This is a genomic window from Methylobacterium sp. EM32 (genome assembly GCF_040593685.1).
Classification (GTDB): domain Bacteria; phylum Pseudomonadota; class Alphaproteobacteria; order Rhizobiales; family Beijerinckiaceae; genus Methylobacterium.
Genome location: NZ_JBEXZS010000137.1, coordinates 35,846 through 46,569 on the forward strand (window position 1 = coordinate 35,846; position 10,724 = coordinate 46,569).

Below are 10,724 nucleotides of genomic sequence, written 5' to 3' on the forward strand. Positions count from 1 at the left end.
AGATGGGCCTGATCCGCCAAGCTCACGCCGTTTAGCCGTCGCCGAACTCAGTCCGACAGGCGGCGGAAGCGCCAGGCCACGCGGGCGCCGTCGGCGGCGGTGAAGTGGAGCACGATCTGCTCGGTGCGGCGGGCGCCGTTGAGGGCGGCGAAGAACACGCTCTCCTCGATCACCGGGTCGATCTCGTCGGCCTCGAACAACCAGGGCGCGCCGGCCCCGGCGAGCCGCACGCCGCGCCCGACCCGGCTCGCCCGCACGCTCGGGTGGAGATGGAAGCGGATCGCCGCCTCGGCAGGACCGCCCCGCCCGGTGGCGTCGCGCACGAAGCCGTCATGGCCCTCCAGCAGGGCGCCGTCGGGATGCAGGCGCCAGCGCCGCTCGTGGAGGAGGCCGAGCGTCGGGGCGTAGCCGTCGTGCCGGGCGGCGAGCACGGCGGCGCCGGCCGCGTCGGAGCCGCGCTCGACCGTGACCTCGGCGGGCCCGCGCACGACGATCGGCCCCATCCGGCGCTTCAGCCAGGCAGCGAGGGGATGAATCACGCTGGGCTGCGGCAGGGCGAGGAAGCGGCAGGACGAGGAATCGGCGAGGCAGGCGGTGGAGTGGGCGGCGGTGGTGCGGGCGAGCTCGCGCATCTCCTCGCCGGTCGCCGGCATGCCGCAATTCACCACCAGCCGCTGCGGCCCGCAGGACAGCTCGAAGGACAGGCAGCCGGCTCCCGCCGCGGCCGAGTAGGCCGGCGGCGGGACGGCGCCGATATCGGCCACCACCAGGGTGCCGCCCCCGCCCTCGAGGCGGGCATAGCCGGTATGGGGCGCGTGCATCAGGGGCTTCGCGAGCGCCCCGTCATAGATCAGCAGGGTGGCGAGCTGGTCGGCGGCGGTCGCTCCCATGCCGTTGTGGTGGCCGAGCGAGGCGTCGCCGTGGCGCAGGAGGCGCAGGAGCGGCAGCATCCGGTCGATGGCGTTGAGCAGCGCCTCCGGCGGGGCGATATCGCGGCTGAGAAAACTCTGGCGCAGGGGCAGGAGGTCGAGGAGCAGGTCCTTGGCGAAGCCCGGATCGCGGCTGCGATGGCCGCCATCGGGCAGGATCTGGCGCGTCAGCTCGCGGTGGAGGAGCCGCGTGCCCCGGCGCAGGACCGGCTCGAACCCCTCGCAGCACAGGCCCGCATAGGCGAGCGCCACCGCGGCGGCGAGCCGGTCGCGGGGCATGATCCCGCGGCGCAGGGCCCGGTCGAGGCTGCGGGTCGAGCGGCCGATCAGCTTCAGGAAAGCTTGGTAGAAGGCGTGGTCGGCCCCCTCCAGCACCAAGGGCGACTGGCACAGGAGCGAGATCAGCCGCCGTGCCACGACGGCCGGGCGCTGCGCCAGGTCCTGGTCGCCGCGGCCGGCCATGAAGTCCTGCACGAAGGCACGGGCATTGGAGCGCGACAGCGCGCTCTCGGCGGCGCGCAGGTGGCGCAGCCAGCCGAAGCCGTAGAGCTCCTCGCCCCATTGGGGCGAGGGCGGCGCGAAATCGAACGGCGAGCGCCCGCCGGTTGCGAGCGCCCGGCCGGCGAAGACGAACAGCCCGGCATAGATGTCGGCCGCGATGGTCGCGTCGCTGGTGCGCAGGTCCTGCGGCGCGATGACGAGTCCGGTCGGGCGCAGGCGGGCCAGCGCCGAGGGGCGCGAGGTCGCACGCACGCCGGCAGCCCGCAGGACGCGCCCCGCCTCGTGCCCGACGAGCCGGTAGAATCGCCAGCGGTCAGGCCCCCAACCCACGCCACCTCCTGCCCAAGTCTTTCTTGCCCAAGTATTTCTTGCCCAAGCATTGTCTGCCCAAGCATTTTCCGACGAAGCGGGGACCGGTTCGTCGCGGACATTGCGGTACACGAAAAGACCGAGGGCTCTGCCCGAGCGCAGCGCGATCGGGCCGTACCCTCGGAGGCCGGTGTCGGGCGGCCGCTCCCGTCAAGGAATGGTCAAGGATCATCGCGGGGTCAAACCGCCGGATCGCCCCGTGAACAGGTTCCTCACGCGGCCTTGCGCTCCAGCCGCACGGCGTAGAAGCCGTCGAGCCCGCCGCGGCCCTCGTCGGGCCAGTGCGACGGCAGGGTGCGCAGGTCGCCCGACGCGGTGACGAGGGCGGAATCGCCGACCTCCTCCGGCGCGATCGGGCGGCGGGCGAAGTCCGGATGGCGCCTGAGGAAGGCCTCGGCCTGCGCCTCGCCCTCCTCCGGCTCCAGCGAGCAGGTGCAGTAGACGAGGCGCCCGCCCGGGCGGGTGAGCCGCGCCGCCTTGTCGAGGAGCCGGGTCTGGAGCCCGGTGAGGCGCAGGAGGTCGCCCTCGCGCTTCGACCAGGCGACGTCCGGGTGGCGCCGCATCGTGCCGGTGGCGCTGCACGGCGCATCGAGCAGCACCGCGTCGAAGGGCTGGTCCTCCGGCAGCGTCAGCGCGTCGACGGCCCGCACCTCGGCCGAGAGCCCGAGCCGGGCGAGGTTCGCCTCGAGTCGGCGCAGGCGCGGGGCCGAGCGGTCGACCGCCACCACCTCGGCGCCGGCCGCGGCGAGCTGGGCGGTCTTGCCGCCCGGCGCGGCGCAGAGATCGGCGACCCGCTCGCCCGGCCGCACGCCGAGGAGATGGGCCGGCAGCGCCGCCGCGGCGTCCTGCACCCACCAGGCGCCGTCCTGGAAGCCCGGCAGCTCCGGCACCGGGGTGCGGGCATCGTCGAGGCGCAGGCTTAAAGACCCCGGCAGGCGCCGGCCCTCGAGGCCCTCCGGCATCGGGGCGCCGGGGCGCAGGGTCAGGTCCAGGCCCGCCCCGCGGGCATTGGCGGCGGCGATGGCCCGGGCGGTCTCCTCGCCATAGGCGGCGATCCAGCGCCGCGCGAGCCAGCCCGGCGTGTTGAGGTGCAGGGGGTCGGCGTCGCCCTCCTGGCGGATCGCGTCGCGCTCGCGGACGATCCGGCGCAGGACCGCGTTGGCGAGGCCGGCGAGGTGCTGCAGGCCGGGCTCGGCCTTGGCGAGGCGCACCGCCAGGTCGACGGCGGCGTGGTCCTGGACGTTGAGGTAGAGGATCTGCGCCGCGCCGGTGGCGAGCAGCGCGACGAGACCCGGCTGGTCCTCCGGCAGGCCCTTGGCCAGGCGCTGGTCGAGCGCGTGGAAGATCACCCCGAGATGCCGGAACGTCGCGGTGGCGATGGCGCGGGCGAGGCCCGCATCCTGGGGCGACAGGGCGGCGCGGTGGACGACCGGCTCCATCGCGTCCTCGAGCGCGGTGCCGCGGTTCTTGCCGAGCAGGTCGGCCACGATCCCCCAGGCGAGGCGCCGCGCCGGCAGGCCGGCGACCTCCGAGCCCGTGCCCCCCGAGCCTTGTCCCCTCGAGCCCTGGTCCCTGTTGTTCTGTCCGTCCATCCTCACTCCGCCGCGCCGCTCGCGCGGATCTTCAGGCCCGGGACCGGGCCCGACCTTGACGCTGCCGCCCGCGCCCTCCACCTCGGGGGAACCGGCGACCTTCGCTCCCGGGGTGGCATCCGGCCGCCCGAGATGCAAGCGCCGCAATTGTGATGCGATCGAGAGTCGACCGATGAGCGAGAGCGAGGCCCCCGCCCCCGAGACCAGGACCCTGTCGCCGGCCGCGCAGCGCGCCCTGGCCGAGGCCGAGGCCCGGCGGGCCGAGATCGATGCCCGGGCCGAGGAGATCCGGCGCGAGCGCGAGATCAACGGGCGCGGCGGGCTGGAGCCGGTGCGCTACGACGATTGGGAAGTGAAGGGTCTGGCGACCGACTTCTGAGCGGCGATCGTCACGGCAGGACCGACTTCGAGGGAGAACCGGATGGGATTGCTCGACGGCCTGCTCGGCCACGGCAGCGACGTGGCGCCGGAGGCGGTGGCCCAGGAACTCGACGGGATGCTGATCCCGGGCGAGACGGTGCAGGTGGCGTTCCGGGTGATCCGCGACCTGATGGTCTTCACCGATCGGCGGATGATCCTGGTCGACAAGCAGGGGCTGACCGGCCGCAAGGTCTCCTACCTCACGGTGCCCTACCGGGCGATCACCTCGTTCTCGATCGAGAATGCCGGCAGCTTCGATTTCGATTCGGAATTGACGATCTGGGTCTCGGGCCGGCCCGACCCGATCTCGCGCACGCTCAAGCGCGGGGCCGACATCCGCGGCATCCAGCGGGCGATCGCCGCGACGCTGCGGTAGCCCTTCGGGAACGCCCGCCACCCGCTCCCGTTGGGGTCGCGAGACGTCCCCGAGAGGAGCAGGATCATGGGCGATACGACGATCAAGAAGGTGTCCGGCAAGCAGTCGCCGCAGGGGCCGGACGGCCAGCGCTATCTCGCCTCGGGCAAGCACGTCGCGATGCGGCTGTGGGTCGACGAGCCGCCCACCGACGACAAGCCGAGCGCGGCCCGTGACTACGAGACCGTCGGCTACGTGATCTCCGGCCGGGCCGAATTGGTGGTCGAGGGCCAGGCCGTGCGGCTGGAGCCGGGCGATTCCTGGCTGGTGCCCGCGGGTGCGACGCACACCTACCGCATCCTCGAGACCTTCACGGCGGTCGAGGCCACCTCGCCGCCCGCGCAGGTGCACGGGCGGGACGGCTGACCCGTCAGCGCGTCACCACCACGGTAGCGCCGACCTGGACGCGGCCGTAGAGATCGGCCACGTCCTGGTTGTACATGCGGATGCAGCCATAGGACGCGAAGGTGCCGATCGAGCCCGGCCGGTTGGTGCCGTGGATCGCGTACTCGCCCCGATCGAGGGTGAGGGCCGCGGCGCCCATCGGGTTGCTCGGCGAGCCGCCGGCGATCACCTCCGGCAGGCGGGGATTGTCCCGCTTCACCTCGTCGGGCGGCGACCAGGCCGGCCGGAGGTATTTTCCGTCGATGCGGGCGTAGCCGGTCCATTGCTTGCCGGCCTTGCCGACCGCGACCGGATAGCGGATCGCCGTCCCGTCGCCGTTGATGAAGTACAGCCGCCGCTCGGCGGTCCGCACCACCACCGTGCCGGCCTCCGCCGTCGCGTCGAAGGCGACCAGTTCTCGCGACGCGGCCGGTCCGGCCGCCATCGTCGCCGCGACGACCATCGCCGCAGCCCATCCACTCTGCTTGTGCATCCCTGCGGTCCTCGAGCGTGACCTTATCAGCCCCGTGATAATCCGCCGGGAAACCTGTCGTTCCGGTTGGCAAAGATGCTTGCCGGGGGGTGAAGAGCGGGGTGGCGAGCGAGAGAGTTAAGGGACGGTATGCACCGCAACCTCAACCCTCCCCCTCTGCGGGGGAGGGTGGCGAACGGAGTGAGCGCAGCGGGACGAAGTCCCGCCGAGAGGGGACGCCGCGTCCGGAAAAGACTGAACCGTTCTGCGAGGTGCCTCCTGGATCCCCGTCGCGCTGCCCCTCTCGGCGGGACTGCGTCCCGCGGCCCCGGCTCCGCCGGGCACCCTTCCCCCGCAGAGGGGGAGGATCGGCGAGCGGCGCAGGCGCACCCTCTCGATCGTCACACCACCCGGAGCGGCTTCTCCAGCACCCGCAGCACCTGCGCCAGGTCGTGGCCGCGCTTCAGGATGCGCCCGGTCTCGGCGATCACCGCGTAGGCGCCCTGGCGCCGGGCGAGGCGGGGGTCCTTCTCGATGCGGTAGAGCGGCCGCTCGGAGGTGCGGCGGTGGATGGCGAACACCGCCTTCTCGCGGGTGAAATCGATCGTGTAGTCCCGCCACTCGCCCTCGGCGACCATCCGGCCGTAGAGGTTCAGGATGATGCGCAGCTCGTCGCGATGGAATGACACCTGCGGGACGGTGCGCGGGAACGGCACCACGTGCGCGCCGGTACTCCGGCTCTCGGCCGTCTCTCCTTCGCTCATCGTGTCTCCTGCCTGTCGGGGTGATTCGCGCCCGAGGGGCGCAGCTGTCCGGGGCCGGCGGTGAGGAGCCGGCGAACGACCCGGTCCCGACCATGATGTGATGGCGTCAACGGCCCCGCAAGGGTTGCGCCGGAGCGACACTGTGCCGGCAACTCACCGACGCGAAGCGGAAATACACGGGAAACGGCGCAATCGCCCACAAACCGCCACAATCGCGCCGCGCGCCGGCCTTGATGCGCGCGTAGAAATAGGTCGACCTCATGGCCCGGCCCGCCGGCCGCTCCGGTACCCAGCCCCCCAGCCCCCGCGATGCCGGCGGGCCGGGCCTCCTCCGAGGTTTCGAGACCCAAATGACTTCAGGGCCGCCTCCTCGGAGCGCGGTCCTTTTTTGAGGCCCGGCCTCACGGCTGCATCCACATTTGCGCGGCCAGCGCCTTGGCGCGGGTGACCCGGATGTGGTCGAGCGTCCAGAACCCGATCGTCAGGGCCCCGGCGAGCAGTGCGACGGGCAGGGCAAGCGCCAGGAACGGGTTCTGTCGCGGCGGCGTGGTCATGCATCCTCCTCTTTCGTTCGGTCCCGGGGCGTGGGCCCCGGTGAGATCCCCTGACCTTCGGGAACGCGTCCGAGGCGCGAGAGGTGCCAGCGGACCGTCCATCCGCCAAGGGGTTTGTCACCCGGCGAGCGGCGCGAAGAAGCAGAACACGTAAGCGCCGCGGTGGCACCAGTGGTACCGCCCGTCCTGGCTCGGCCGCACTTTCGCCATCGGCACGAAGATTCCGTGCGTCTGGTAGCCGCCCGGCACCTCGACGGCGTCGGAGACCGGCTCGCAATCCTGGTCGGAGCAGCATTCGTAGGGGTACCAGGAATGCGCCGGCTGGACGAGGGAGAGCGCGGCGACGGCGAGGGCGACCTTCATGGGCAGCGTACCTCCAGCGGCTGAATCCGGACCGAGCGGGGCCGGACACCGGGAGCCGCATGCCGCGTGCCAGACGCCGCGAACCCGGCACCAGCGCGTCATCGACGCGCAGGGTGCTGGGGCCTCCTCCCCGGTCCGGCGCCTCGGTGCGCCTTCATGGCGGTGATCATCGCGCCGCGCCGCCCGAAAGGGAACGTCACCGGTTGCAGGCGCAGGGATTTCGAAACCGGAACGCGTGCACATCTGCGCGATGCGCCCCTTCGATGCCCGAGACGCCGCCCGCTATCCCGTCCTCATCGGCTGTGACGAGGTCGGCCGCGGCGCGCTCTGCGGCCCGGTGATCGTGGCGGCGGTGCATTTCGATCCGGCCGCCCTGCCCGCCGCCCTGCTGGAGGCGCTCGACGACAGCAAGCGCCTCGACGCCGCCACCCGCGAACGGCTGGCGCCGCAGATCGAGGCCGCCGGGCGCGTGGCGCTCGCCGGCGCCTCCCGCGATCTGATCGACCGGATCAACGTGCGCGCCGCCACCCTCGACGCCATGCGCCGCGCCGTCTCCCGCCTCGGCATCACGGCGGAGGTGGCGGTGGACGGGCGCGACGTGCCCCCCGGCCTCCCCTTGCCCTGCCGGGCCTTCATCGGCGGCGACCGGCTGGTGCCGCAGATCGCCGCCGCCTCGATCGTCGCCAAGGTGGTGCGCGACCGGCTGATGCGAGTGTTGGCGCTCCGCCACCCGGCTTACGCCTGGGAGCGCAATGTCGGCTACGGCACCGCCGTCCACCGGGCGGCCATGCTGCGCCTCGGCATCACGCGGCATCACCGGCTCAGCTTCAAGTCGAAGGTGTGAGGGGTCGTATGTCTCCCCGGCGCTTCCGCTTCCCGCACGGAGCGTCGTAAGGTCCCCCCGACGCGCAACGAGCCGAACGGCCGGCGCCGCCAGGGAGGAGACCGACGTGACCACGACGACCCCGAGGGCCGCCCGATGATGACCCCGATGTCGCGCCGGGTGATGAACCTCGCCCATGCCCTCACCCAAGCCGCCGCACGGCACCCGGACCGCCCGGCCATCGTCTGGGGCGAGCGGAGCTGGAGCTGGGCCGAGTTCGACGCCCGGGTCTCGGCGCTGGCCAGCGCGCTCAGGCAGCGCGGGATCGCGAAGGGAGACCGGCTGCTGGTCCATGCCCGCAACGGCAACGCCATCCTGGAGATCATGTACGCGGCGTTCCGGCTCGGCGCGGTGTTCGTGCCGACGAACTTCCGGCTGATGCCCGGCGACGTCGCCTACCTCGCGCAGCAATCGGGCGCGACCGCCTTCCTGTGCCACGCCGACTATCCCGACCACGTCGCCGCCGTGCGGGAGGCCTGCCCGTCGCTGAGCCGCGTCGTCGTGATCGGCGAGGGTCCGGCCACGGGCGAGGCCTACGAGGACGTGGTGGCGGAGGGTGCGGGGCAGGCCTTCGCGAATGCCGGCGTCGAGCACGACGACCCGTGCTGGTTCTTCTACACCTCCGGCACCACCGGCAAGCCGAAGGCCGCGGTGCTGACCCACGGCCAGATGGCCTTCGTCATCACCAACCACCTCTGCGACCTGATGCCGGGCACGGCGCCCGAGACCGACGCCTCCCTGGTGGTGGCGCCGCTCTCGCACGGGGCCGGGGTGCACGCGGTGGCGCAGGTCGCCCGCGCCGTCACCTCCGTGCTGCCGGCCTCAGAGCGCTTCGACGCGGCGGAAGTCTGGGGCTTGGTCGCGCACCACCGCATCACCAACATGTTCACCGTGCCGACCATCCTGAAGATGATGGTCGAGCATCCGGCGGTCGACGCCAACGACCATTCGTCCCTGCGCACCATCATCTACGCCGGCGCGCCGATGTACCGCGAGGACCAGAAGCGGGCGCTGCGCACCCTCGGCAAGGTCATCGTGCAGTATTTCGGCCTCGGCGAGGTCACCGGCAACATCACGGTGCTTCCCCCTGCCCTGCACGAGGCCGAGGACGGACCGGGGGTGAAGATCGGCACCTGCGGATTCGAGCGCACCGGCATGCAGGTGCAGATCCAGGACAATGAGGGCCGCGAGGTCGGCGCGAACGAGACCGGCGAGATCTGCGTCTGCGGTCCGGCGGTCTTCGCCGGCTACTGGGAGAATCCGAAGGCCAATGCCGAGGCCTTTCGCGACGGCTGGTTCCGCACCGGCGACCTCGGCTATCTCGACCCGGAGCGGTTCCTGTACATCACCGGCCGCGCCTCCGACATGTACATCTCGGGCGGCTCGAACATCTATCCGCGCGAGATCGAGGAGAAGATCCTGGCCCATCCGGCGGTGGCCGAGACGGCGGTGCTCGGCGTGCCCGACCCGACCTGGGGTGAGATCGGCATCGCGGTCTGCGTGCCCCGCGAGGGCATGGCTTTGTCCGAGGACGACGTGATGGCGTTCCTGTTCGAGAAGGTCGCCCGCTACAAGCTGCCGCGCCGGGTCATCCTGCGCGAGTCGCTGCCGAAATCCGGCTACGGCAAGATCACCAAGAAGATGGTGCGAGAAGAGCTGGAGGCGGCGGGCCTGCTGGCTGAGAAGGCGCAGGGATGAGCTCGCCCCTCACGTCATCCTTCGCCACCCTCGCCCAGCCCGGGCCCGTGCGGCCCGAGCGCTGGCTCGCCGCCGCAGGCAGCCCGATCCACCGCGCCTTCGACCTGGCGCCGGGGCGCACGCTCCTCGACGCCGTCGCCGGGCCGCTGGCGGAAGCCGGGATGCGGGGCGGCGTGGTGCATCTCACGGGTGGGAGTTTCTCACCCTTCTCCTACGTGATGCCGGCCCTGTCGTCGGACCCGCGCTTCGCGGCCTATTACAGCGAGACCTTCCGGCCCGAGGGCGAGACCCGGCTGGAGCGGGCGAGCGCGACCTTCGGCGAGCGCGACGGCGCAGGCTTCCTGCACGTCCACGGCACCTGGATCGAACCCGACGGGCGCCGCCGCGCCGGACACCTGCTGCCGGCGGAGGTGGTGATCGCCGACCCTGTCCGGGCCGAGGCCTGGGGTACGGCGGAGGCGGCCTGGCGTGTCATCCCGGATGCCGAGACCAATTTCTCGCTCTTCACCCCGGTCCCGCTGTCGCAGGCGCAAGCCGGCTGCCTCCTCCTGAAGATCCAGCCGAACGAGGAGATCCACGCGGTGGTCGAGGCGGCGGCCCGGACCCACGGTCTGTCCGTGGCGCGGGTGCGCGGCATCGGCAGCATCGTGCGCCCGGCCTTCGCCGACGGGCGGGTGATCCCCACCGATGCCAGCGAGGTGCTGCTTCGCGACGGGACCGTGCGGCCGGGGCCGGACGGCCTCCCGGTCGCACATCTCGACATCGCGGTAGTGGATGTCGCGGGCGGCATCCATGAGGGCGTCCTGCGCCGCGGCGCCAACGCCGCCTGCATCACCTTCGAGCTGTGCCTGACGGCGGAGTGAGGGCGTCGCGCGCGACGGCGTAGACGTGCACGTGTTCGTCGCGGCTGCGGGCCGGGGCGTGGATCACCGCCTCGCGCTGGAAGGTCATGCCGCAGGCCCGCATCACCGCGAAGGAGCCGGTATTCTCCGGCTGCGCGCTGGCCTCGATCCGGTCGACGTCGAGCCACGCGGCGGCGACCGGGAGCAGGGCCGCGATCGCCTCGCGCAGGATGCCGCGGCGGTGATGCGCCTCGCCGAGCCAATAGCCCAGCGTGGCGGTCCGCGGATCGTCGCGGGTCCGGTGCAGCATGATCCAGCCGAGGAGTTCGCCGCTCTCGCGGGCGGTCACCGCGAGCGAGAGCGCCTGCCCGGCTTCTGCCTGGGCGTGCGCCGTGGCGATCCGCTCCCGCGCCATCGCGACGGTGTAGGGTAGCGGCCAGGAGGCGAGCCACCGGCTCACCGCCGGGGTCATCATGGCGCTGGTCGCCTCGGCATCCTCGGGTGCGACGGGGCGGAGGTGGAGGCGGGGGGTGTCGAG

The 10,724-nt window shown here is 72.4% G+C and carries 13 protein-coding genes; 6 read left to right on the top strand and 7 right to left on the bottom strand.

The genetic code is table 11. The features are described from left to right. Positions 1–47: 47 nt before the first annotated feature. Positions 48–1,760, bottom strand: coding sequence for a heparinase II/III family protein (locus ABZT49_RS17975; protein WP_355287686.1), 1,713 nt, complete (start codon positions 1,758–1,760; stop codon positions 48–50). A 251-nt stretch (positions 1,761–2,011) separates the two neighbouring features. Then, positions 2,012–3,391 carry a transcription antitermination factor NusB gene (locus tag ABZT49_RS17980; protein WP_355287687.1) on the bottom strand — a complete coding sequence of 460 codons (1,380 nt, stop codon included), beginning with the start codon at positions 3,389–3,391 and terminating at the stop codon, positions 2,012–2,014. 172 nt (positions 3,392–3,563) lie between these two features. Between ABZT49_RS17980 and ABZT49_RS17985 the strand changes: the two genes are divergently transcribed. From ABZT49_RS17985 to ABZT49_RS17995, 3 genes are all read left to right on the top strand, one after another. Further along, entirely contained in the window at positions 3,564–3,770 is a 207-nt protein-coding gene (locus ABZT49_RS17985) for a DUF1674 domain-containing protein (protein ID WP_355287689.1), read from the top strand. Positions 3,771–3,812: 42 nt separating this feature from the next. Next, positions 3,813–4,187: a PH domain-containing protein gene (locus tag ABZT49_RS17990; protein WP_355287691.1), complete on the top strand. Its 375-nt coding sequence runs from the start codon at positions 3,813–3,815 to the stop codon at positions 4,185–4,187. Positions 4,188–4,253: 66 nt separating this feature from the next. Continuing rightward, a complete protein-coding gene (locus ABZT49_RS17995; RefSeq protein ID WP_355287693.1) occupies positions 4,254–4,592 on the top strand; it encodes a cupin domain-containing protein in 339 nt (112 codons plus the stop codon). 4 nt (positions 4,593–4,596) lie between these two features. Here ABZT49_RS17995 and ABZT49_RS18000 read toward each other — a convergent pair whose 3' ends face one another. The 4 genes from ABZT49_RS18000 to ABZT49_RS18015 all read right to left on the bottom strand — a co-directional run bounded on the left by ABZT49_RS18000 (position 4,597) and on the right by ABZT49_RS18015 (position 6,763). Next, complete coding sequence (locus ABZT49_RS18000; protein ID WP_109974603.1) at positions 4,597–5,103, bottom strand: L,D-transpeptidase; 507 nt, start codon at positions 5,101–5,103, stop codon at positions 4,597–4,599. 380 nt (positions 5,104–5,483) lie between these two features. Next, the gene (locus tag ABZT49_RS18005) at positions 5,484–5,846 is read right to left on the bottom strand and encodes a DUF2794 domain-containing protein (RefSeq protein ID WP_355287695.1); all 363 of its coding nucleotides are present in this window, start codon (positions 5,844–5,846) and stop codon (positions 5,484–5,486) included. A gap of 401 nt (positions 5,847–6,247) precedes the next feature. Next, positions 6,248–6,400, bottom strand: coding sequence for a hypothetical protein (locus ABZT49_RS18010; protein WP_355287697.1), 153 nt, complete (start codon positions 6,398–6,400; stop codon positions 6,248–6,250). A 117-nt stretch (positions 6,401–6,517) separates the two neighbouring features. After that, positions 6,518–6,763: a hypothetical protein gene (locus tag ABZT49_RS18015; protein WP_093566695.1), complete on the bottom strand. Its 246-nt coding sequence runs from the start codon at positions 6,761–6,763 to the stop codon at positions 6,518–6,520. Positions 6,764–7,013: 250 nt separating this feature from the next. On the opposite strand from ABZT49_RS18015, the gene ABZT49_RS18020 reads away from it, so the two are divergent. The 3 genes from ABZT49_RS18020 to ABZT49_RS18030 all read left to right on the top strand — a co-directional run bounded on the left by ABZT49_RS18020 (position 7,014) and on the right by ABZT49_RS18030 (position 10,207). Continuing rightward, positions 7,014–7,607 carry a ribonuclease HII gene (locus ABZT49_RS18020; protein WP_355287699.1) on the top strand — a complete coding sequence of 198 codons (594 nt, stop codon included), beginning with the start codon at positions 7,014–7,016 and terminating at the stop codon, positions 7,605–7,607. A gap of 138 nt (positions 7,608–7,745) precedes the next feature. Further along, positions 7,746–9,344, top strand: a complete 1,599-nt coding sequence (locus tag ABZT49_RS18025) for an acyl-CoA synthetase (RefSeq protein ID WP_355287705.1) — start codon at positions 7,746–7,748, stop codon at positions 9,342–9,344. After that, a complete protein-coding gene (locus ABZT49_RS18030) occupies positions 9,341–10,207 on the top strand; it encodes a PCC domain-containing protein (RefSeq protein ID WP_355287701.1) in 867 nt (288 codons plus the stop codon). The genes ABZT49_RS18025 and ABZT49_RS18030 overlap by 4 nt, the downstream gene beginning before the upstream one ends. Here ABZT49_RS18030 and ABZT49_RS18035 read toward each other — a convergent pair. Then, positions 10,176–10,724 (bottom strand): GNAT family N-acetyltransferase (locus ABZT49_RS18035; RefSeq protein WP_355287703.1); only part of this gene is annotated, 549 nt, incomplete at its 5' end. The two genes, ABZT49_RS18030 and ABZT49_RS18035, sit on opposite strands and share 32 nt — an antisense overlap.